Origin of the sequence: Paenibacillus sp. A14 (genome assembly GCF_036864815.1) — a bacterium.
In the GTDB taxonomy this organism is placed as follows: domain Bacteria; phylum Bacillota; class Bacilli; order Paenibacillales; family Paenibacillaceae; genus Fontibacillus; species Fontibacillus sanfengchensis.
Genome location: NZ_JBAGJD010000004.1, coordinates 173,127 through 193,806, shown reverse-complemented (window position 1 = coordinate 193,806; position 20,680 = coordinate 173,127). Strand labels below are relative to the sequence as shown.

The window sequence follows — 20,680 nt, the reverse complement described above, 5'->3', positions numbered from 1 at the left end:
AGTCCAGAATAGCACAGTATATGCCCTCCTCCACCTAAGAATCTGTTCGGTGGGACCTTCAATTTGTCAGTTTCTAAAAAAGAACCAACAACATTTTGCTTCAAAGGGTACTTCTCATCTAGTACATTAAGTATTGATTTATGTAAAAACACCCTATGACAAACCTCGAATGTATTATCAGAACGTCAATTGATCAAATATTCTAACAAAAATCTTTGATATATTTTTAGCATCATCAATTCCTCGGTGATATGTTCCATCCAAAGGCAAATTAAACATCTTAAGTGCTCTTTGCATACCTATTCCTTTTTCTAAACCGATCATCTTTCCATGTTGATGTTTAATGCTAATATGCTTTTGTAACCATTCAGTGTCTATCCTATGTAATTCGCAATCTTTCTTTAATTGGCTTTTATCATAAAATCCCCAAGAGCAAAGATAATACGGTTCGCTCTTACCAATCCATTCACGAAACTTAAAGATGGCCTGTTCAAACCCTGGGGCAGCATTAACATCTTCTTGAGTGATCGAAGTGAGTTTTTTGCAGAAGTCAGATAACTGAGGGTGTAGTTTAGGTTTAATGAAAGTTTGAAACTCACTAACCATCTCAAGTTCCTCATTTAATTTAACTGCACCAATCTCAATAATTTCGTTTGGTTTTGATCGCTCATTTTCCCAACAGGTTGCTTCTAAATCAAAAATAATATAGTTCATGTTATTCTCCTATTCCTAATATTTCTGTTCGCTAAGGTCTGTAGAATTCATTGTTTTACCAAATTCCCAATTTATAACCCCCTAGCAGTTAAGCTTATACATTCTCTATCTTCACAAAATATCCTATATGAGGTCAAATTTCCTTGAAACATAAGTTTTTTACTACAGCGAGGACAGACAAGATCAGTATCTCCTTTTGTACAAATCTGTACACGAATCGAATGTTTCATCTGCGTAGCCCTCCAGTTCTGCAAGCTGAGCTACCTTTTCAGCTAGTATCTGCCTTGTTTGTTCCTTCCAGACGTTCTTCTGCATCCTGAATCATTTTCGCCGCAGCCGCCTTTGCATCTTCAAGTTCTTGTTGCTGCCGATCTAGAACTGTCTGGTTATACTGCACAAGTTTCCTGCAATCGGACGCTTCTTGCTCTAGTCTGTCTATGAGTTGTAATGCTTGCTGGCGCGGCAGTCCATCTTTCTGATTTGCTACCACATCCAAATGTTTCGCATGTTTCAACAACTGCTGAATCTCTTCGCTAATCTGAAAATCTGTACGTCCTGATCGCTGTAGCACTGCCGCCTGCTCACGTAATTCCCTTGCTTGCTGACAATAACCACGAATTTCATTCATAAACTGCTCGTATGCTGCTCGTGCCTGAGCAATAGACCTCACTTCTTTTTCTGCTTCCTGTGCTAGTTGCTGGTTCTTCAACTCTTCTGCCACTACCTGTTCACGTTTTGCCATTCGTTTCATCCTCCTTTGATTTTGGGCACGCAAAAAAGGCTCATTCCTACTCATAAAACAAGTTGGAAAGAGCTTTGAAAGTTTATCAAGTGTTTGAATCAGTTAGTGTTTGGTTTGTTGGTTGTATTGTACGATCTCGTTGTTGGGGTTGTAAAGTAAGTTACACAATATTTCTGGCACATCCTTCGTACGGTTTCATAATCCAGTTTCATAGTCTTCTATTAGATGTGACCAGTATCCATCAAGATCTTTCATTGCTACGGGATCAATTTGCTCATACAACTTCCGTAGCTCTCGTGCATATTTTTGTTCATTATATTCACTTTCTTGTTTCATTTTCATTGCTAATTCATTCCTTATTAATTCAAACAAAAAAAATGTTCTTAAGTTTTTATTTAGCATATAAATTGGTGGCTTATGATGGGATGAATTAATAAAAAGTCCATCACTACCTTTTTTTAAGTAAAGTGCATTCGGGTCAAGTATACCGTAACATGAATAATGACCAATATTAATAAATTCTACACCTTCAATTAATGTTTCTTTAAAAGTATCCCTTCCATAGAATACAAAATCATCATAATTCTCTGGTACTCCAATAGATACCATAAAGTCAGCATCATCATGACTTATACCAAGTCTCACCAATTCGTTGTAATCATAGTCTCGTAATTCAGAATCATAATACTCTCGAATTTCACAAATATCAAAATCCAAATCCATACTCTCACTCCTCCTTTAACTTTTCAAGTATTTTAGCTAATTCAGCATTTCCACGATTTCTTGAATCGGGATCCCCATACTCAACACTGTAGGTTACTTCAGCATCAGGAAATTTTGTGGCAAGTAGATCTTTACAATTATGACCACCAAGAATGCAAGGTTCCCTTTCAGTATATACACGATGAACAACATACGTCTGTCCATTTTTTTCCGAGAAAATTTTGTCCTCATATAGAACCATTTCGGAATGCACATTTCTGTCCTTTACTTTTCCACTCGGCCTTACTTCTGTTCTCTTTGTACTTTCAAAAACCTTCAAAGTACGAACGCCATCTACTTCAATCTCTGCCACTACGAGATTCCTTAAGTCAAACGCTTTATTTTCAATTCGATACTTTTTCGCCATTGCGCTTAAATCTGTTTCACCATACCCAACTTGTATCGGAGGTTTCGAATTAGCATCTCTATTACCCGTGCTATCTTTACTATCTTTACCCTTCCCACTAGTCTCCCGTGTAACATTTTCATCTCCGTATTTAGATTTAAAATATGCATCCCAATCCTCGGCGAACATGGGATTCTGAGCTCTCCTACTGCCACCATTACCCGTCCCCTCAATCCCCTTCCCCTCTACCTTATCCAACTCCGTAGTCGTGTTAACCTTAAACGCTCCACTACTTTTATTCAAATCGGGAATGGAAGGCTTGGTGGGTTTCATTTTAACCGGACTTGTAAGCATGGCCGCCAGGCCGATGCTGTTTAGCCAATGCTCCTTGGAATAGGCTTCTTCCGGATGAACGGCCCCCACAAACGTTTGATGCACCCCGGATAATAACCCGGAAGATAACCAATCTATATAGTCATAAGTTGATTCGTTCCGCTTCTCCCCTCGAGCTACATAGCCATCGTAAATCCCCTTAGGAATGCCCATGGTCAGATAGTTCAAAAAATCGCCCGGCGAATCAAACGCCTTCTGAAACCGCGCATCGGAGGCGGCCAGCATATCGGAGCCGATTTCCTTGAAGCTGTCGATGGACTTTTCAAATCCGTTTCTCGTGTCTTTCATTTTTCCCAACATGTCCGGGATATAGCACACATTAAAAAGATTAGGGGTCTGCTCGATCAGTCCCTTTTCCAAATAAATCAGGTTCAGCAGCTTGTAGTCTATTTTACCATCAACCCCAAAGCTGTGTTGCAGTTCCTTCGAAAGCCCGCTTCGGTTGAACTCCGCTTGAAAGGCCTCGATCGCTTGCAGCAGCTCGGGACTATACTCCCCCGTAATCTCACCTTGAAAAAGACCCTTCTCCGCTAAATGCTGCTGCACATACTCGATGTTCGGTTTCGGTATGCCTTCGTTATACTCTGCAATTTTCAAAGCGATTTCCTTGCGTTTGGCCTCCGCCGCGATCGCGCCTGCCTCGATCCGATCATAGCGTTCCCGCGCCCAGGCTTGATACTTGCTATGGGTCATCCCCAAAGCGATAGCAAATCGCTGCTCGCCTATGGTCGGCATCACCGAGCCATCAGTCCTGTACGGATCATACCTCAACGCATCCAAAGGCGACCCTGAATAAAGCGCCCTTAAATCGACCTTCGTGGCGTACCACTTCTCCGACACCCCTAGCTCTTTTAGCTGGGCCCGGGCCTCAACCGCCAATTGATGCACTTCATCCATATACTTGGCATTCCCGAATCTGCCATAGACCGCATATTCCGTCTGACACCGGGCGATTTGGTCAAAAGCGTTCACGATCAGCGTAAGCTGTTGTTCCGCCAATCGCTGTTCTTCCAAGGTTCCATGCTGGAGCATCTCCAAGTACGCCTTGATTTGCTCATCTTCCCTAAACCTGCTCAGTTTCGCTTGAAGCGTGAGTTCCTTGGCTTGCTGCAGGGCTAATTTGACCAGGTCGAATGGACTATATCGTTTCACTAAGTCAAAAAAGAGCTGAGATAGCTGCTTGGGTCCTATGACGAATTTCAGCGGGCTCTTCTTCACAAGATCCTGACTCTTACGCTCGACTTCTATGTACTCTTCCGCCGCCGTTTTAAGTGCATGGCCCTTATTATGTAAACGATCATGTAATTGCTTGGCGTGGTTTCGAGTGTCCGTCAGCACGGCTTCGACCTCAGCAAGCGCCGATTGCACGCCGTACTCCGGATAACCCGCCCTCACTTGAGAGGCGACATTCCTCAACTCCGTCTCCAACTTCGTTACCCGTTCCTCCACAATTTGCTCCAGACGCCTCATATCGTTGGATAACTGAAGCAGCCGATCCGGATCGACACTTTGCTTCATGCTCATTTCCTTCACCTGCTTTACGCGTTACATTTATTGACAAATGCTAAGATCAGAATAGCAGGACTGGGAAATTTTATCATGATGCAGAGGAACTAGCTCCTTTACTTCAAAGTGAAGTTAGGATAAGCTGAACACAACCGAAATAAGCAGTACCCACTTCTATGGTAGGTATTACCCGAAAGGATAGTGTAGATATGGGGATGACGGACTATAAAGGAAAGGTTAGGCGGATCGAGGACACCCCTTTTGGCTATACCCTTTCCGTGATAGGCGGCAAGTGGAAAATGGTGATCATCTATCTTTTGGCGGAGAATCAGCCGGTTCGCTTCAATGATCTGAAACGCCAAATCGGGGCGATTACCTATAAAACCTTGAGTGCGCAACTCAAAGAACTGGAAGCGGACGGCCTGGTCCTGAGAAAAGAATACCCTCAAGTTCCCCCGAAGGTGGAATACCGTCTCACCGAAAAGGCGGAAACTTTATTGCCCGTGCTGGAAGGATTATGTGAGTGGGGAGCGAAGAATCAACATACTTAAAGGGTTTTCCTAGAAAAGTTCTTCCTTTGCGGCGCATACTTCCATCATCATCAACGTTCCGAGCTGAAACCCGTGCACAAATGAAGCGGTGGCATACATTGACTCCGACTGACCGCGTAAATCGAGCAGCTTTTCAAGCTGGTCAAAGTCGTCGGGAGACAGTTTTTCTTTCCAGAAGCACATAGCATCGGATATGCTGTTGTTTATGATGCGGTACTTGGGATTTTGGGGAAGGATGGTTTCCTCTGGACGGAGGTTACCGTAAAATAACGATTCCAAAATACTCTTCATATTTTCTCCTTCCCTTCCAGCAGATTTTAACCACATTTACGATGATCACAGTTGCTAGTAGCGGATTTCCGTTACGCTGTAACGTCACAAGTTAATTATATGACGTTACAGCGTAACGGTCAATGTTTTTTTAGGATATCATGATATATTGGTCAATATATAACTGAAGGAAGGATCATAATGAGGATCAAAATTAAACTGCAGCAAATTCTGGATGAAAGAAATATTTCTCAACGCCAGTTTGCACTGATGGTTAACATGCGCCCCGGAACAATAAACGCCCTCTGTCGAGGAACAACGGACAGAATTTATATCAGCACGCTTGAGCAAATATGTAAGGCACTGAATATTCATATCCATGATCTGATCGATATGGAGGAATAGAGACACAAAACGGGACTTCAAAGTGATAACAAAACCAGGTCAATTGGATAGGCTTATCCCAATCGGCCTGGTTAAGTCAAATTTGATATAGTTTGGGCACCCCACACCCCCTTACTGGGACCAGCTTATCGTATCAGTGGGTGATTCAGAATCATCTTATGAACAAAATAACTAGTTTGAGTAGCCGTTTGGCAGCAAGAATACCACTATACGGACGGGTCAGCTCGCATTCTCGCATTATGGTATTTTTTTTGAGTTATTGTTAACAAGGCTGCTTTAATGGTAATCGGCAACGCCCTAGAACAACGGATATGTTGGGGTCATTTCTAACCGCCTGTTTAACCTCGGCTTCATGATCGGTTCGAAACCAAGCCAGTTCCTGGACTATATCGGGCTGCCACCAAGGCTCCACCCATTTGCGATTCTTAAATACCGTCCTTTCTTTTATATAAGGTATCTGTTTCGTATTTATACATCACGGCATTGAAACAAAGATAATCCCCATTTTCCAAAAAACACAGCAATATATTACTTTTAATTTTCCACAATAAATCAAACTGCTCGAGGATAAAGTAGTTACGAACCTTTTTTAATACCGGCCGAGTATTCATAGGTTGACCTCCGATCCTAATATGCCAAACACTGCATGTTACTCTACATCAGCCTTAATTTCTCGGATAGAACATCGATAACTTTTTGCACAAACACCTTATTTCTAGCTTCATCGTAATAAACTCCCGCGGTTTCAATATTAAGTTTTCTCAATTGCTCCCAGTCATCCATTGCTTGGATCGAATTCAATTCCGTTAACAATTTTTCTACATCTGTTTTATCTTCATATTCTATAAAGTTATCAATCGCCATCCCTAGTTCATTCCATCTGTAACTTATATTAAAATAGGCTGAAATAAACGACTTGTAGGTATTCAAATCCTCATATTCACTCATTCCTTACTCCTTTCCCTGCAACGAAAAAATAACCTCAAACGGATCTTTGCCTTCGAAAAAATCATCATATAATTTCCTTACTTCCGGCGAATCCAAATCTTTTTCTTGCGTATAGATTAACTCTTCGAGCCTTTCCAGAATACGTATTTCCTTTATTGACAGCACGTTTGCCTCAATCAGGGTTTCCTTTCTATTCGGAAGCAAACCTCTGGGCCAACAGTCCGCGTATACCCCCTCATAGGAGTCATACAAGAATGTAATCTGGCTGACTTCCGCATATTTCCGAACATGAGGATGCACCAATAATAAGAACTGGGCAATAATTCCGGAACGCCAGCTTATACTAGACAATTCCTTTGCCTCAGCTAACCATTCCGATCGATCCTTTGACACATTCACCGAATCATCGATTTCTAACCGTGAGAGTATTCGCAATAAATTCTCTTTACTGTCCAGATTTTCAACTAACTTTACGACAACCTCACTTTTGCTAATCCCCGCATGAAAAAAACCATACAAACATTGAATAATGTCATCGATATTGGCAGCATACTCACGCACACATAGCATATATTCATCAAGGAGTTCCAGACAGTATGTCTTATCGACTGCTTCACAACTGTAAAAACACTGGACAAGCGCTTCGATTAATCGTGCCCTATCATACTTATCCTCAATTTTAGGCAGCAATTCTATGAGGAATTGAACGAATTCTTCTCCATAAAAATCAAGTAAAGGAGGGATATTCTTAATCTTTTCGAGTAGAGTAAAAAAAGTGAGATACTCCTCCGTTTCATGATCCTGTGTTAAATAACGGAATACTTCATTCATAGCACTGACTCTTTCAGATAGACTTGCTTCCCTCTTCCACCTCATGGTACTTAAGCTCCTATAATTTGTATATTTAAAGACATACAGGTGATATCGGAAAATCCACCTAGATTATTTAGAAAATATTAACTTTCGCGTTTAAACCAAAAAGCCCACTCCAAAACTTATGGATCAAGTTGGAATGAGCCTGTTATTTTCACGAAATTCAGACTAAGATAGCCCTTTAAACTGCCGATTGTCTATTTACATTAAAGGGGTCAACGTTCTTTTCCTCTAATAAGTCCTCAAATTTTTCTGCTCCGTATTTAGCAAAATAATCGAATTCTGACTGAGAGATATAGAAGGCCGATAGTATTCTGCCAACCTCATCGTTAGTATGAGTACGAACAACACTATATTCTTCTGGAAAAGTGTAGGGTTCAGTAAAATATATTGCGCTTTTATTATATTTTTGAACAAACGTGGGATCCAGGTTTTCAATGCCTCGAATCGCTACCCCAGTACCTATTTGCATTTTGTTACCGATGCAATAAAATAAAGTGCTTGCTAGAAGATATCCAGTACTCCTAAAAGCCCCATCAACTACCATGGATACCTCAACGTTGGCCCCTACGATTTCCTCATACTTACTGAATCCAAGTGAATTGTATACCAAACACTCCTCAAAAACATTTTCATATTGCAGAATCTGTATACTTGGCATTTCATTAGTACTTTTAAACACCTCCCGGCCAATAGGCTCCCTTAAAAAATCGCTAAAATGGTCATAATAAAGTTCTCCATAATTAATCATGTTTTTATTCCTTTATAATAAGATTTTGTAGACTGCCTTGTTCAATGGAGAAGCTTCCAAGATCATCTACTATTTCTCGCATTTGTGGTGTTACTGCAAAACAATCCTCTAAATCTATTTCATCTTCCAGCAGCGCCCAATAGATAATTGTATTCCAGTGGATCATAACATCATTTGTAAGAAAGTATCTAATTTTCTGCCACGCCGCATTTTGTTCTTCGCCGTCAGATATTGCATCATTATATGAACCGACAATCACGATCATGAGGGCGAATTTTTCTTCAACGTTCAGTTCTAGACTTTCGTAATATGAAATGAATTCCGATAATCTTGTCGAATCCGCCACAATATACTCCCAGTCCTGAAAAGGAACATCATCTGGAAATTCTATTTTACTGCGGAGGCTTTTTATAGCCTCTCCGGTAACAAATTCAGGAAACGAATGTTCCATCTTTATCTTACACCCACTTTTATATACTGTTGTTATATATATTTGCGGTAAATGCCCATCATTTATTCCTCGCGATAATAAAATTAGCAAGCGCTTCTTGGCTCTGTAAGATATTGTTGCTTATAAAAAGTAGAAAATCAAATTCCTCGGGGTCAGAATCATAAATGGAGATTCCGGGATCAATATATGTAGATATTCGAACACTCGAAATTTGTATGGCTAAGTTCATGTTCTTTCTTACCTATCATAAAGAATGCATCATGATGCTTTGCAAACACACCAACTATATCGTTGTTTTCCGTAAACCCACAAATTCCATGTTCTTTTTTTGCAACAACTGTGTCTTTATCTACAGTTTTATAGCTGCTCCCATCCCAAATTATATACTTTTGATATTCTGAATAATTGCGTAAGATTATTTCATTGCTCATGGAACCAAATCCTTTCGTTAATGATTGGCCTGTATGTTTATCTAAATTTCCGCCATGGCAAAAAGGCCCACCCCTGACTCTTTGGGTCAAGCTGAAATGAGCCTGTTATTTTCAGTAAATTCAGAATGAGATTGTCCGTCTCCGAATTAGAGGATGAACCTGGATGTCAAACTCAATTACATAGTTCCAAAACGTCATAAAAAACAGCAAGCTCAACAGTTAAACTTCTATTAAAAGACTCTATACCAGGAACCTCCTCCCAATCAAAAATCGTATCACTAGAGTCATACTTATCGTAAAGTTCTATATAACCTTTTTGTTTCAACTTTTCCTTTACTTCCTTTTGGACTTCTAACATATCAAATGTTTGAGGAGCTCCCGATAAATCTAATATTCCATCTAACTTATCTTGTTTAATCCCGTAAAGATAATTCATTTGATACACTGGAATAATTTTAGATACCTGCAAATGAATCTCCTGAGTTAACAAAAACCCGCCCTCACCTTTAACATTTTGTAGTTTTAAGTAGATATCGAAAGAGGGGAAATATCCATCTCTGTTCTCGATTTTCTCAACTTTCTTTAGATCATGAAAATCACCATATAAATTACTTTGTTCCTTACAACAATTGATGTACCATTCATCCAATTCTCTCAGTATAAATAATTTATGAAATAGTTTTTCAAATTCCGGATATTCTTTTACAAATCTAATGGATTGATTCATAGTCACCTTACCTATCCTACTGTCTTCCTTGTTTTTGTGGATATTTTGCTTATGTAAATGCCCCTCCACCAAGTACCATAGCGATTTCGCCGCTATTCCGATAACTTACTTATTAGAATCTGTATAAATTCTCTGTTCCTAGCCTCATCATAATAGATCCCTGCTGTTTCAATATTTACTGAACGCAGATATTCCCAATCATCCAATTTATTTATGTAATTTACTTCTTCTAATAATCTTTCTACATTTTCTTTATCCTCAAGTTCTATAAAATCTTTAATAGTCATTTCAAGATCATCCCATTTGTAACTCATATTAAAATAGGCATCAATAAAGTATTTATAAGTATCTAAACTCACGTTCTCGTTCATTTTTTCCTCCTGATTCAACAAATTTCTGTTTTTAATCTTAAAGGTTATCTGGCACTAATTTCACCCTCTCTATCTCTACCCGTTAGCATGCTTCCATAGCATACTTTCAATCATGGCTACTATTTCTTCTTTACTCTTAGTAGAATAAGTTTCGATGGGGTTGAGCCAGTCCTTATCTTTTATTAAAGATACTTCATATCGGCCATTCGGGTCAGCTTCCGGAGACCAGCCCATGTCCAGTATGAGGCCTGTATGCTGATGAGTTAAATGCAATAATTCCGAGGTAAAGCTCAACCATTTTTGATCATTTTCAAATAATCTCTGCGGATCGATACCAATGAAACCATTATAAGTAACAATCCACGGAGAGGGTATGCGTAACGGTTGTAGATCTGGCAACCCATCCATTTTACTAACCTCCTAAAAGCTTTCGGATAAACTGCTCACCACTTGATATCATAACCAGACATTTTATAAAACCTAGCAGATGATTTTTAAATGACTGATTTAAAATGGATTCTCAATTCTTCACGAAGTGCTTTTTCCAAATATTTTTCAAAGTTGCTTGCTACAGTTACTTTTTCACCAAAATCAAAATCAACAGAAATAATTTCTGTATGAGGGGAAGCAAAACCTATGGGATTGCCGGCACCATCTAATCCAATAACAACAAAATTCTCAATTTCAACGGGAAGAATCCCCCGAAACTTCAGTGATATATCTACAAAAGATGGTGTAGAAACAAACTCCGCCTCAGTTAACCCTAGAACAATTGCTTCACCGACTGCTCCGGAACCATATCTCAAAAGAAACATTCTGAAGTCCTCTGGTAACCTCACTTTAAGCCTGTCCTCAGCCTGGTTCAACATTCTATTCGCCCAATATGAGTAGGGGTGCACCGCAACAGGATCCACTTTTTTAAATTCTTCAATCACTTCTCTTGCACATTGGTACCCTTCCAATTCGTCATCATCCACATTCGGATATTTTGACTCTATCATAGACATAATCGTTTCAAACATTACAAAATCATCATTAATTCTTGTATTACATAGTTCTTTGGTAAATCCATCATATTGGTTTGGAAGATGATTTTCTTCCCTTTCATGTTCTTTTTGGCGAAGCACTTCAATTGTTTCTATTAACATATAATTCAGCTAGTAATGTTTCACCAACATTATCTATTTGTTTATCTAAATCACCTACAATAAACCCACACAAAGCATTATTCCTACTTTCGACGTAAAAGCTAATGCCGTCTTTAAAACCTATGTGATGAGTCAAGTCACTAAACCATACTCTTTGAAAATCATATGTTTTCGAAAATTTACCAATTATGCTAAGAACATCCGATTCATTGTGCCTCTGTATTGCTTCTTTAAGCATGTCAGGTGATCCAGTAAACATTATACACTTATCATAATTTAAACTTTCATATTTACTAAATGCACATTGAAATAACAATTTTTCAAAGTTATCTGCAAAATAACTTACAAACTGGCTGTCCTCATTAGTCATAACAATTTGAGGATTATCAGTTTGGGTAAAATCAAATGATAGTTGACCATCAAATAATTCTATTTGAAAAAAATGTACATATTTATCACTTAAAGTATCTGGTTGTTCCTCATGTATCGCTTCATAAGAAGCAATTATCTCAGAAATTGATGCATATCCTGGAAGTTGAGTTTTAAGTAAACCCTTATCATCCTGCCCCATATATTTTAAATAAATCTCATATTCTTTAGGATAATGATAGTTATATTGATTGATTTGAGTTAGATTTTTCAGCGTATCTATGTCCTCTTCTTTTGCTGGTTCTATTTCATTTACCCATTTTTCATCAAATCTTGAGATATACTTTGATAATCGATCAAAAAGGTTTGTACAATCTCCTTTGGGTGGGATGTGGTTACTTTTTATTGGCATTTGCATATTTCATGTAATCCTCCATATTTTTTATATCACTACACGTTAAACATGGATTCATTGGGTTTGAATTTTCTGCATATGGGTACGGATTTTCTTTTTTAGATGTGCGCCAAGCAGTATCCATACCTGTTATTTTACTTGTTATCAATGTGCAGCATTTACGTAAGTGTCAAACAGCCGCCACCTTATCTGCGAGATGAGGGCTAAACTTCTTGAATCCTCACCGACTCAGAAATGTTAATATCTTGGAAGCTCGCCATTATATTTCTTTATCAAAAACTCAGAAAATGTATTACTAAATTTAATAAAATCACTTTGAGTATATGACTTATCATAACTTTCTTCAAAAAAGTAAACAGGTGGATTATCTCCATCATTTAAGTTAAAAAACCAGTACATATATCCTTGATGTCCCATAAAAACAAATTGTTCATCACCGATTTTTTTATTAAAACCACATTCCTCCAATACCTCCAATGCTCCTTCTTTTAATCCTTTAAATCTTTCCAAATCTTTAAAACTGTAATCAGAGCCATTAAACATAATATAACCTCTACCTGCACATTTCATAAAGGTAACATAAGCTTCTGGCAGTTTTTGTCCATTCGCAATTTCTGTTAACTGCTTCATATCATTTACATTACATGGTATAAGTTCATCATTGAAATGTCCCTTTAAAAACATAAAAAAAGAATCAATGTTGTCTTCACCTAAGTATTTTTCCCTTTTATCGCTGCTCATACAAACTCCTTAATTTGTACTCGAATAACTATAATATTTTCAAAATCTTTTTCAAACATAAAACAGTCCATATACTATAAACTTAATTTAAGTTATTCTTCCAAAACCTCTAATACCTGCTCTATTTGTAATTGAAGCTTTTGTTTCTCATCATCAGATAGTTGATTACCTACTTCATTTACGTTAAAGTTTTTCAAAGTGTTCTTAATGACTCAACTTTCGCAGCATAAAATCGGCAAACAAGCCTTGATGTAACTAGGCAAAACTGCAATCCATTGCTGGAGTTGACGCTGAATCAAAGCCGAGAGTTTTTTGCCCGCCTTCGCAGCGATTTCGTTGATGAGATCGAGTAGTTGCTTCAAAGCAACCGCCCAATCTAGCGTACCGACTTCGTCACACAGCAAATAAAACAAGCCGCCGAATGAGCGCGAGTCTGTGCTTTGTCGATGCTGCCAAGCGAGCAGAATATAGCGCGAAAACACAATTGTGGTATGGCTGACCATCAAATCATAAGAGCGACCTTGAAACTCTTTTTGTAAACGAAGTAGTGATTTGGTGCATTTGAAGAAGACCTCAATGTCCCAGCGGATCGCATAAATGCGGATGATATCCTCCACCGTAAGGGAAAGATCCGTTGTTAGAAGTGCGAGCCATTCGTTCTTCTTAGTACGGTGACGAACAAATACCACGTGAACCGGAATGTTGGGGGCCAACTCAGTCATAATGCAGCGAAGGACGCCACGTTTCTTGCTCTCGACAGAAGACGCGACCGCATACATTTCTTTTAGCGACAATTTACGGCCCTGAACCAGAAAACGCTTATTGTCATTCTTGACCATGCCGATCACGTTCAGCCCACGGGCAACGATTTCGCCAATGAGCGGTACATGCGTGAACCAGCTGTCCATCAATACGTAAGAAGCAGTAGCCCCGGCTGCCAAAGTACGATCCAGCATGGATGCGATCACTTGTGGAGCCGACTGTAGCGCTTCCTGACGGCGCTTGTAGCCATGTGTCCGCTTGTCGATGTTCTTGTTTATGCCGTTGATCGCCGAGTAATTGGAACTGAGTAGCGCGAAATCGAGCGGCAAGAAGGTGTGACCGTCCGACCAACCCATGGTAAGCATGCGAAATCCTTTGTAATACGCGCCAGTGGCATGATCTTTGAATCTGGCAAGCAATTCAACAGCTTTGCTACGATTGCGCTCGAACATCGAATCGTCAACAATGAAAACGGAGTCCCGGTCCGCAGACGTCAGAACACTGACCTTCTGTACCGTGGCGACGCTGAGCGACGTCAAAAAGCGACGCCATGCAAAGCCGGTATGATTAAGGAAACGATAAACGGCATCCTTACCAGGAAACGAGTCTCCCTTGCTGCTTTCAAGCAGACGAAACCAATTTTTCTGGTGAAACAACAGGACGAAGACAAGTTGGAAGAGCCGGAAACAGCTGAAACCAAAACGCTTGCGAAATCCAGCTTGCCGAAGATATTTCATGATGTTCAGTTCTTGAAAAGCAGACTTTAATTCGGTTGGCAGTTGATTTAGATCGTGCTGATGATCTATCATGATGGAAGACACCTCTTCTGTTTGATAGTGATTGCTGGACACTCTCACTGTACCAAACAAAGCGGTGTTTTTCTATTTTGCAAGACAAGTATCTCATTGCTTACAAAGCCAGTAGCTACATTGATTTATGCCAATTTTGGCTCTGCGAAAGTTGAGTTAATGATAATTAAGCGATCAGTATCCCTTAAATGATTTCCCAATAATCGTTCGGCTAATGTAGTATAAACTACAATCTTTTCACCAATAGTATGTTTACAATCTCGTTCAAAACGCATCAATATATCTTCTGCTAGTTCATTAGCAGATTTCGTAGGAATAAAAATTTCATTAAAGTATCTATTTACTTCATTTTTCATTTCTTCATAGTACCAGAAAGTTCTTGGGTAAAAATTCAAAGGTTTTATTTGGATTTCATTTAAAACATAGTTTTTTCTGGTAATCAAATCATGATACTGCTCGTTTGTTAGCTCTTGTTCTATTAATTCAAATGCAATTTCATTAATTTTCTCTGCCAAATATTCTTTTGACTTATAAAACAGATATGGTTGTCTCAATGCAAACTCACCATAAGAAATCAAAATGATAGCTTTCTCAAGGTCACCTCTGTCCATCAGTAATTCAAAATCATCCATAGTTCGTTCTAAAGATTCAGAGTTGTTCATCCCGTTTTGTTTATAACTTTGGTACGTTTCATTAAAGGACTCAAATAATTCTTCATATATACTACTCATATTAAAAGCTCCTTTAATGTGCTGTTGAACCATGATCATCACCATTACCCGTTCCCTAAGTTGTAATCTTAAACTTGGGAATAAAGAAGGTGCAACTCGCTCTTCCAATTACCACCATTATATCAGCTTGCTTTGCGTTAGTCAGAGTTGCCGCCCGATATTCTGTCTTGTGCTTCATCATGCTGTAGATGATGTTTACAAGCCTTCTCATGACGCATATGAGAGCTTGCTTCTTCGTCTTACCTTCTGCTAACTTCCGTTGATAGAACTCGTTAGAACAAGGGATTACGCTGTGTCTTGTTCTTTCCTTTGGCAACTTGGATTTGCTGTACGGCTAGGTTGGAAGATGGCATTCAGTACACGATTACCTTGTCCACTGGCTTGGTCTTTGCCCCTGCCGCCCGAACTAAAGCGTACAGGAGCGATTCCGGCAAAAATTGTAGGAGAGATGCAGGAAGTGTTCTCCTGTGTTGATTCTGATACGGTATTGAAATCCTCTTTCCCCAACCTTCATCCTGCCCCCATAATAGTGACGGATTCGTTCATGGAACTCATTGAAGAAGTCCTAATATACGTCTGTAAAGTCAATGACAATACGGTCTATGGATACCATTACCCACTCATGTTCCGCCCTCTCCCCGAATTTTTTCATGAATTTCGGGCTTAATTAGAGGGCAGGCGGCTAAATCCGAAGCCCATTCACCTTGGGGTAGGGGAAGTATACCCTTTTGCACCGCTTTGTTCATTTCTGGCTGGATTAAATCCCTTTTTTGTTGTCTTTAGTTGGCGGTGTGTTCATGCAGTTCTTGTATCTATAGGCTTTCGAAATTCAAAATTATATATCGTTAATATCAAATGGTTCGTTTTGTGAACGGCTTAACCAGTTACGAACTGGAAAAGATCCTACATTAGTAACATCAATAAAACCTGACCTAACTATAAAATGTACGCCCTTCTCGAATAATCTTATTATTGGATCATAAATGTCTAGATACTTTTGAACTTCTTTAATTTCATCTGATATTACTGATAATTTTAAATATGATTTAATCAAATAATATGCATACATGTTATTATTCACATATTCAAGCATTTCTCTAGAATAAAACTTCTCTGTATCTATGTTGTTATGAAAACCCAATTCATTGGCAATATCAATGACAAAAGGATTTTGAGGCATTACGTTATGGGATACAGAAAAAATAGCCATTCTTCTCAAAAACTCTGCCATTAGTTTCGAATCTTCTCGTGTACCTGCTGTACCAAAAGTTGTCCAATTTACTTTATTTATTCTTTCTATTGCAATTTTACTATACATAATTTTAACCACCCGGCTTATTTTGTATTAGTAGCCATCTGAGTTTTTTAATGCTCTGTTAAAGCTGAATTCCGGATCATTCATAATACCTACCTGGCTGTGCTGGTGCTGCAAAATGAGCGCTCTTGCTGGGATCAGGAAGATAATCGCCTGAAATAGGATCATATGTGGACACATCTTAATGGCCATCCTTGATCCATTAATACTTTCTCCCCCAATTCATGATCTGCCATTTTTCTGAACCACTCTTTCTGAGCAACAGTTAATTCTTGCTTTTGGGCGGTTTTCCATGCACACGCTAAATCAACATCTGCTTGGAAATAGCTTGTCGAATAACTCTTACCTATCATGTAAATCCAGAAAGACATGTTTTTTCATATTAATCACTTCTTGTTCTGTTAATCCTGTATTCTTTGCAACAGTAACAACATCATCTAAACCAACTTTTCTTATTTCAATATAATATTTTTCTAACAATGCTTGGTATCCATCGCCTGGTGCTGGTTCAGGTATATATTTTCTCATTCCATCAGTATAAGGAGTAAATTCACCCGTCCCCTCAACACCATCCTTATTCCCATCCCCCTGATCTTTATCCTTCTTAGGCTCTGGTTCTTGATGTTGTTCAGGCTTTTTGTCGGGTTCGGGTTCGGGATGTCGCTTAGGCGGTGGTGGATCCTTCCGATCCGGGGGATTCGGCTCATTGTTTCTTCGAGTCGGTACTTCAACTTCAATGTCCGGGCCGCCTGCGGGGACCGCTCGGGTTCGGCTGAACATGCTCTGCGCCAGCTTGCTGCCATGTTATCACCAAAATATTTTATAGTTATGTCTATATTATTCTCAACTAACAATTTAACAATCTCAAACCACCATATATTGCTGAAAACAAAGGATTTCTTTCTGGTTCACTGGTATCAATCTCAATATTATGGTTGATATTATATTCTGCAATATCTAAATGTCCTTTTGCAGTTGCTCTTTCAAGGGCATTTGTAGAGTAAATCCCCTCGGAAAATATAAAAGCTTGCTTCTACTTAAAAAAGCAGAAACAAGCTTAAAAAATTTACGTATATACATTTTTTGTTTCCAATGAATACAACCTCAACAATACTCTCCTTTAGCTTTATATACTTCAATCATCATTAACGCACCAAGCTGAAATCCGTGGGAAAAGGAAGCTGTCGTGTGCATCGATTCAACTTGGCCCCGTAAGTCAAGCATCGCCTCAAGCTGATTAAACTCATCGCCAGACAGCTTCCCTTTCCACAATTCCATCGCTTCAGATAGGCTATTGCTAATTTTGCGGTACTTTGGATTTGTTGGGACGATATTTTCCTCCGGATGAATTTCACCATGAAAAAATGCTTCCAGCATACTCTTCAATTCTCATCTTCCTTTCATCTCGACTACAACTCCTTGAAAGTAAGATCTGCGCATGATAGAGTAAATGTGCAGTCTGCTCAAGGCAGTTGCTTGGAGGAAGTGGTAAGGACTTTGTTCAGAGTGTATGCCACTTCCTTTCTTTTACTCAAGTTCATCCAGCTTCTCAATGCCCCGTCTTACAGCTTCATTTCTCGTTATTCTGTGCTTCTTAACATAACGTTCGAGAATATCACTATGCTTTTTATCAAGTCGTACCGTAAGACGTATTTCTTTAGGGTTTTCTGAAAAAGGCCGCCCTATCTTTTTATTGATGGTTCTCACCTCCCGTTTTCATTTATTGGCTGACAAAAACAACATAATAAATGTCTGCCAAAAAGTCAATAACATATATGTCACACATAGAATATTTGAGAAGGAATAATAATAAATTGTGTTCGCTAAATAGCCCCCACCTTGCAGATGGGGGCCAGAGTATAGTAAATGAAGATCATGAAACAGCAAGAGTCTAATCTAAAAGAGACCATGGCAAGAACGGCTCTAGTACGTTGGATTTCAAACTATTTTCTTTTGTTGCCCTAACAGGGAACGCACACATTCGGACAGCTTGCCCGCGCCACCAACAACACAACTCACGTCAACTAGAGAACATTTTGCATTAGTAGTACCATCATTACTCAAATAAAATAAAGACACCTTGATCTTTAATCACCTCAATTAGGGCCTCAAAAAGAGGTCTGTCACCCAATTCTTCAAATTCAGACAGTTCAAATAGCTTATCGTTTATAATCCGCTTATATTGAATTTCCTTAATCCATGAATGAGTATCTAAATACTTTCTCGCTATCAAGTGGTTTTTCCATATAAGAGTAAACGGTGCGTCTGCCCCAAAACCTCCATGTAAGCAATCGATAAGGGAAGAAATATCAAAGCCATAGTAACCTCCTGGCCCATTAATCGCCTCTCCTATTGCGCAAAAGAAAGAGGGATAGTCGGTTACATACGTTCCGTCTAAGTAATATTTAGCCTCAAGCTTAGGTTTTCCACTACATTCAAGCGGTTTGGTGAAATTGTAGTTTTTCACCACTTTCAACCAAGCCCTTCTTCCATCTTCAGAAAGTGTAGCCCATTCACTTTTTTTAAAAGGAGGGGAAACCTTCCACTGGTTCCATATTTGAATTTCAAGATCTGATATGACCTCGTCTAACGACCCTCTCCAACAAATGTCTGTTGGCTCTTCAGGAAATCCAGTTTTATGGTAATAGATATCATCATCAATTGAAAATGAGTACCGTCCTATAGTCTTCTTATTATTATCAATTATACAAATATAAACTAATCTACTTATTGATTCTTTGTGATGACAAAGATATTCTTTTAATTGCTTTGCAAAAACAAACTTTTTTAGTTCTAACTTATGAAATGATGAGTTCTCATCCGAATGAACCTCTCCGTCCAAACCTATTATTTCCTTACAGTAGCCGATATCTAATTCACTATTAGCATCAAGAATTAAAAAATTTAACTCCATTTAATTCAATCCTCCATGACCCCTTATGGTCAATGCACACACATTATACGTTAAGGATATATTAGACAAAATAGGGTAAGGGATCCTCCCAGAGATTTATAGAGAGTTTCATTTCTTGCACTTTTTTTACAGCTCGTTCGCATTCTACTGTACTTCCGATATCAATATAATAGTCATAATCGAATCGAACATACATAGCATCTGATTCCAATTCCGTCCAGATATACCCCCTTAAAGCTAAACGAGTGATGTATTCTACTTCACTGAAGGATAGCTGGGTTCCCTTTTCAATAGTTTCAAAAAAACCGAGCATTTCTTTCGACTCATCCAAGCTAAATCCCCTATTTATAAGACTTTCCTTAATCGCAGTAATACCTAAAGGCCTTTCAAGTTGCTTGATTGCTAAAGTAGATGAGTTTGAACAACTCATAAACCACTGAATAGCCTTAACAAACAAACTCTCAAAGTACAAATATTCGTTTACCGAAAATACCTTACCGTTATAGACCTTTCCAATATCGGATACAGATGTCCAAGTTGGTGTTACATCTACTCTATATAAGGGGAGTTCATCATCTTTATACTTGCAAATTTGCCAAAAGTAATTAATGCTAATCACCTATCCTACACATCAACATGACAGTAAATTCCAAACTATATGGATTTTTATTTCCAAAAAATCAGTATACAGCTCTTTAGCTTCGATTGAGTCTAAATTTCTATCCATAAGTAATAAACTACCTAATCTCACCAATAATTCTGCCTCTCTTGTAGTTATGATCTTCCTTACTATTAACATTTCCGTGCTTTTTTGAGTTAACCACGCACGATATCGTATTCTCTGTTCTTTTTGAACACGCATAGCCAAAGCCCCCAGATGGTTTGGTACCTCCCCCCAATTGGAACTCCCATTGTAACTAAAATTTCAATACCAAATTCATGATCTACGTTTTCAGCTATCTGTAGTAATATCTCATTATTTGAGTAAACTGAAGCCGTAAATGCACCTAAGCATCTTGCAGCAGCCTCAACGGTAGCAGTGCCTTTTGATAGTTGTTGCACATATTCCTCCAGTAACCTGCTCCCATTCTTAGTGTAATATGGAGACTCGACGATGGTCTCAATTAGAAGCGCCTTTAAGCTGTCATCCTTGACTAGAGGAGATATACGAATAAGATGAGAGTAGTTGTCACCCTTTAATTCTTCCAAGTTATACTCATTCTTAAGTATGTTTA

Annotated in this window: 27 protein-coding genes and 2 pseudogenes; 2 read left to right on the top strand and 27 right to left on the bottom strand. The window is 38.8% G+C overall.

Translation table 11 applies throughout. The features are described 5' to 3' along the window. Positions 1 to 177: 177 nt before the first annotated feature. The 4 genes from V4U88_RS12245 to V4U88_RS12230 all read right to left on the bottom strand — a co-directional run bounded on the left by V4U88_RS12245 (position 178) and on the right by V4U88_RS12230 (position 4,481). Positions 178 to 714 carry a 3'-5' exonuclease gene (locus V4U88_RS12245; RefSeq protein ID WP_334073548.1) on the bottom strand — a complete coding sequence of 179 codons (537 nt, stop codon included), beginning with the start codon at positions 712 to 714 and terminating at the stop codon, positions 178 to 180. 268 nt (positions 715 to 982) lie between these two features. After that, on the bottom strand, positions 983 to 1,456 hold the full coding sequence (locus V4U88_RS12240) for a hypothetical protein (protein ID WP_334073547.1): 474 nt from the start codon (positions 1,454 to 1,456) through the stop codon (positions 983 to 985). Between the two features lie 195 nt (positions 1,457 to 1,651). Next, positions 1,652 to 2,179 (bottom strand): hypothetical protein, encoded by a 528-nt coding sequence (locus V4U88_RS12235; RefSeq protein WP_334073546.1) that lies wholly within the window; start codon positions 2,177 to 2,179, stop codon positions 1,652 to 1,654. A 4-nt stretch (positions 2,180 to 2,183) separates the two neighbouring features. Beyond that, entirely contained in the window at positions 2,184 to 4,481 is a 2,298-nt protein-coding gene (locus V4U88_RS12230) for a nucleic acid/nucleotide deaminase domain-containing protein (protein ID WP_334073545.1), read from the bottom strand. Positions 4,482 to 4,672: 191 nt separating this feature from the next. Between V4U88_RS12230 and V4U88_RS12225 the strand changes: the two genes are divergently transcribed. Then, complete coding sequence (locus V4U88_RS12225) at positions 4,673 to 5,014, top strand: winged helix-turn-helix transcriptional regulator (RefSeq protein ID WP_148456725.1); 342 nt, start codon at positions 4,673 to 4,675, stop codon at positions 5,012 to 5,014. A gap of 9 nt (positions 5,015 to 5,023) precedes the next feature. Here V4U88_RS12225 and V4U88_RS12220 read toward each other — a convergent pair whose 3' ends face one another. Beyond that, positions 5,024 to 5,305 (bottom strand): DUF6809 family protein, encoded by a 282-nt coding sequence (locus tag V4U88_RS12220; RefSeq protein WP_334073544.1) that lies wholly within the window; start codon positions 5,303 to 5,305, stop codon positions 5,024 to 5,026. A 180-nt stretch (positions 5,306 to 5,485) separates the two neighbouring features. On the opposite strand from V4U88_RS12220, the gene V4U88_RS12215 reads away from it, so the two are divergent. Beyond that, positions 5,486 to 5,689 carry a helix-turn-helix domain-containing protein gene (locus V4U88_RS12215; protein WP_334073543.1) on the top strand — a complete coding sequence of 68 codons (204 nt, stop codon included), beginning with the start codon at positions 5,486 to 5,488 and terminating at the stop codon, positions 5,687 to 5,689. Between the two features lie 654 nt (positions 5,690 to 6,343). Here the strand turns inward: V4U88_RS12215 and V4U88_RS12210 are convergent. The 22 genes and pseudogenes from V4U88_RS12210 to V4U88_RS12105 all read right to left on the bottom strand — a co-directional run bounded on the left by V4U88_RS12210 (position 6,344) and on the right by V4U88_RS12105 (position 20,654). Next, positions 6,344 to 6,637: a hypothetical protein gene (locus V4U88_RS12210; RefSeq protein ID WP_334073542.1), complete on the bottom strand. Its 294-nt coding sequence runs from the start codon at positions 6,635 to 6,637 to the stop codon at positions 6,344 to 6,346. Between the two features lie 3 nt (positions 6,638 to 6,640). Then, positions 6,641 to 7,468, bottom strand: a complete 828-nt coding sequence (locus V4U88_RS12205) for a hypothetical protein (protein WP_334073541.1) — start codon at positions 7,466 to 7,468, stop codon at positions 6,641 to 6,643. Positions 7,469 to 7,691: 223 nt separating this feature from the next. After that, entirely contained in the window at positions 7,692 to 8,261 is a 570-nt protein-coding gene (locus V4U88_RS12200) for a suppressor of fused domain protein (protein WP_334073540.1), read from the bottom strand. 4 nt (positions 8,262 to 8,265) lie between these two features. Continuing rightward, positions 8,266 to 8,712 carry a hypothetical protein gene (locus V4U88_RS12195; protein ID WP_334073539.1) on the bottom strand — a complete coding sequence of 149 codons (447 nt, stop codon included), beginning with the start codon at positions 8,710 to 8,712 and terminating at the stop codon, positions 8,266 to 8,268. 179 nt (positions 8,713 to 8,891) lie between these two features. Next, a complete protein-coding gene (locus tag V4U88_RS12190; RefSeq protein ID WP_334073538.1) occupies positions 8,892 to 9,233 on the bottom strand; it encodes a hypothetical protein in 342 nt (113 codons plus the stop codon). A gap of 82 nt (positions 9,234 to 9,315) precedes the next feature. Next, entirely contained in the window at positions 9,316 to 9,870 is a 555-nt protein-coding gene (locus tag V4U88_RS12185) for a hypothetical protein (RefSeq protein ID WP_334073537.1), read from the bottom strand. Between the two features lie 92 nt (positions 9,871 to 9,962). After that, positions 9,963 to 10,241 carry a hypothetical protein gene (locus V4U88_RS12180; protein WP_334073536.1) on the bottom strand — a complete coding sequence of 93 codons (279 nt, stop codon included), beginning with the start codon at positions 10,239 to 10,241 and terminating at the stop codon, positions 9,963 to 9,965. Between the two features lie 75 nt (positions 10,242 to 10,316). Next, the gene (locus V4U88_RS12175) at positions 10,317 to 10,649 is read right to left on the bottom strand and encodes a hypothetical protein (RefSeq protein ID WP_334073535.1); all 333 of its coding nucleotides are present in this window, start codon (positions 10,647 to 10,649) and stop codon (positions 10,317 to 10,319) included. 86 nt (positions 10,650 to 10,735) lie between these two features. After that, positions 10,736 to 11,389 carry an SMI1/KNR4 family protein gene (locus tag V4U88_RS12170; protein WP_334073534.1) on the bottom strand — a complete coding sequence of 218 codons (654 nt, stop codon included), beginning with the start codon at positions 11,387 to 11,389 and terminating at the stop codon, positions 10,736 to 10,738. After that, positions 11,370 to 12,176 carry an SMI1/KNR4 family protein gene (locus V4U88_RS12165; protein WP_334073533.1) on the bottom strand — a complete coding sequence of 269 codons (807 nt, stop codon included), beginning with the start codon at positions 12,174 to 12,176 and terminating at the stop codon, positions 11,370 to 11,372. Before V4U88_RS12165 ends, V4U88_RS12170 begins: the two co-directional genes overlap by 20 nt. 234 nt (positions 12,177 to 12,410) lie before the next feature. Continuing rightward, complete coding sequence (locus V4U88_RS12160; RefSeq protein WP_334073532.1) at positions 12,411 to 12,914, bottom strand: SMI1/KNR4 family protein; 504 nt, start codon at positions 12,912 to 12,914, stop codon at positions 12,411 to 12,413. Between the two features lie 212 nt (positions 12,915 to 13,126). Further along, positions 13,127 to 14,485 carry an IS4 family transposase gene (locus V4U88_RS12155; RefSeq protein WP_334073531.1) on the bottom strand — a complete coding sequence of 453 codons (1,359 nt, stop codon included), beginning with the start codon at positions 14,483 to 14,485 and terminating at the stop codon, positions 13,127 to 13,129. A gap of 125 nt (positions 14,486 to 14,610) precedes the next feature. After that, positions 14,611 to 15,324: an Imm3 family immunity protein gene (locus tag V4U88_RS12150; protein WP_334073530.1), complete on the bottom strand. Its 714-nt coding sequence runs from the start codon at positions 15,322 to 15,324 to the stop codon at positions 14,611 to 14,613. Positions 15,325 to 15,373: 49 nt separating this feature from the next. After that, positions 15,374 to 15,651 (bottom strand): annotated as a pseudogene (locus V4U88_RS12145) (transposase); the annotation flags it as partial. A 400-nt stretch (positions 15,652 to 16,051) separates the two neighbouring features. Beyond that, positions 16,052 to 16,534 (bottom strand): hypothetical protein, encoded by a 483-nt coding sequence (locus V4U88_RS12140; protein WP_334073529.1) that lies wholly within the window; start codon positions 16,532 to 16,534, stop codon positions 16,052 to 16,054. A 27-nt stretch (positions 16,535 to 16,561) separates the two neighbouring features. Continuing rightward, the gene (locus V4U88_RS12135) at positions 16,562 to 16,723 is read right to left on the bottom strand and encodes a hypothetical protein (RefSeq protein ID WP_334073528.1); all 162 of its coding nucleotides are present in this window, start codon (positions 16,721 to 16,723) and stop codon (positions 16,562 to 16,564) included. Positions 16,724 to 16,873: 150 nt separating this feature from the next. Beyond that, positions 16,874 to 17,311, bottom strand: a complete 438-nt coding sequence (locus tag V4U88_RS12130; protein WP_334073527.1) for a hypothetical protein — start codon at positions 17,309 to 17,311, stop codon at positions 16,874 to 16,876. Positions 17,312 to 17,331: 20 nt separating this feature from the next. Then, a pseudogene (locus tag V4U88_RS12125) lies at positions 17,332 to 17,540 on the bottom strand (ankyrin repeat domain-containing protein); the annotation flags it as partial. A gap of 95 nt (positions 17,541 to 17,635) precedes the next feature. Beyond that, entirely contained in the window at positions 17,636 to 17,908 is a 273-nt protein-coding gene (locus V4U88_RS12120; protein ID WP_334073960.1) for a DUF6809 family protein, read from the bottom strand. 679 nt (positions 17,909 to 18,587) lie between these two features. Then, positions 18,588 to 19,445 carry a barstar family protein gene (locus tag V4U88_RS12115; RefSeq protein ID WP_334073526.1) on the bottom strand — a complete coding sequence of 286 codons (858 nt, stop codon included), beginning with the start codon at positions 19,443 to 19,445 and terminating at the stop codon, positions 18,588 to 18,590. Between the two features lie 61 nt (positions 19,446 to 19,506). Then, positions 19,507 to 20,064, bottom strand: coding sequence for a hypothetical protein (locus V4U88_RS12110; protein ID WP_334073525.1), 558 nt, complete (start codon positions 20,062 to 20,064; stop codon positions 19,507 to 19,509). A gap of 197 nt (positions 20,065 to 20,261) precedes the next feature. After that, entirely contained in the window at positions 20,262 to 20,654 is a 393-nt protein-coding gene (locus V4U88_RS12105; RefSeq protein WP_334073524.1) for a hypothetical protein, read from the bottom strand. Positions 20,655 to 20,680 lie beyond the last annotated feature (26 nt).

Coding starts and splice junctions, on each gene's coding strand:
- V4U88_RS12115 (WP_334073526.1), bottom strand. CDS start 19,445: ATGGAGTTAAATTTTTTAATTCTTGATGCTAATAGTGAATTAGATATC.
- V4U88_RS12185 (WP_334073537.1), bottom strand. CDS start 9,870: ATGAATCAATCCATTAGATTTGTAAAAGAATATCCGGAATTTGAAAAA.
- V4U88_RS12120 (WP_334073960.1), bottom strand. CDS start 17,908: ATGCTGGAAGCATTTTTTCATGGTGAAATTCATCCGGAGGAAAATATC.
- V4U88_RS12230 (WP_334073545.1), bottom strand. CDS start 4,481: ATGAGCATGAAGCAAAGTGTCGATCCGGATCGGCTGCTTCAGTTATCC.
- V4U88_RS12200 (WP_334073540.1), bottom strand. CDS start 8,261: ATGATTAATTATGGAGAACTTTATTATGACCATTTTAGCGATTTTTTA.
- V4U88_RS12180 (WP_334073536.1), bottom strand. CDS start 10,241: ATGAACGAGAACGTGAGTTTAGATACTTATAAATACTTTATTGATGCC.
- V4U88_RS12225 (WP_148456725.1), top strand. CDS start 4,673: ATGGGGATGACGGACTATAAAGGAAAGGTTAGGCGGATCGAGGACACC.
- V4U88_RS12135 (WP_334073528.1), bottom strand. CDS start 16,723: ATGGCCATTAAGATGTGTCCACATATGATCCTATTTCAGGCGATTATC.
- V4U88_RS12220 (WP_334073544.1), bottom strand. CDS start 5,305: ATGAAGAGTATTTTGGAATCGTTATTTTACGGTAACCTCCGTCCAGAG.
- V4U88_RS12210 (WP_334073542.1), bottom strand. CDS start 6,637: ATGAGTGAATATGAGGATTTGAATACCTACAAGTCGTTTATTTCAGCC.
- V4U88_RS12140 (WP_334073529.1), bottom strand. CDS start 16,534: ATGTATAGTAAAATTGCAATAGAAAGAATAAATAAAGTAAATTGGACA.
- V4U88_RS12245 (WP_334073548.1), bottom strand. CDS start 714: ATGAACTATATTATTTTTGATTTAGAAGCAACCTGTTGGGAAAATGAG.
- V4U88_RS12235 (WP_334073546.1), bottom strand. CDS start 2,179: ATGGATTTGGATTTTGATATTTGTGAAATTCGAGAGTATTATGATTCT.
- V4U88_RS12215 (WP_334073543.1), top strand. CDS start 5,486: ATGAGGATCAAAATTAAACTGCAGCAAATTCTGGATGAAAGAAATATT.
- V4U88_RS12205 (WP_334073541.1), bottom strand. CDS start 7,468: ATGAATGAAGTATTCCGTTATTTAACACAGGATCATGAAACGGAGGAG.
- V4U88_RS12130 (WP_334073527.1), bottom strand. CDS start 17,311: ATGTTCAGCCGAACCCGAGCGGTCCCCGCAGGCGGCCCGGACATTGAA.
- V4U88_RS12240 (WP_334073547.1), bottom strand. CDS start 1,456: ATGGCAAAACGTGAACAGGTAGTGGCAGAAGAGTTGAAGAACCAGCAA.
- V4U88_RS12170 (WP_334073534.1), bottom strand. CDS start 11,389: ATGTTAATAGAAACAATTGAAGTGCTTCGCCAAAAAGAACATGAAAGG.
- V4U88_RS12160 (WP_334073532.1), bottom strand. CDS start 12,914: ATGAGCAGCGATAAAAGGGAAAAATACTTAGGTGAAGACAACATTGAT.
- V4U88_RS12175 (WP_334073535.1), bottom strand. CDS start 10,649: ATGGATGGGTTGCCAGATCTACAACCGTTACGCATACCCTCTCCGTGG.
- V4U88_RS12195 (WP_334073539.1), bottom strand. CDS start 8,712: ATGGAACATTCGTTTCCTGAATTTGTTACCGGAGAGGCTATAAAAAGC.
- V4U88_RS12155 (WP_334073531.1), bottom strand. CDS start 14,485: ATGATAGATCATCAGCACGATCTAAATCAACTGCCAACCGAATTAAAG.
- V4U88_RS12165 (WP_334073533.1), bottom strand. CDS start 12,176: ATGCAAATGCCAATAAAAAGTAACCACATCCCACCCAAAGGAGATTGT.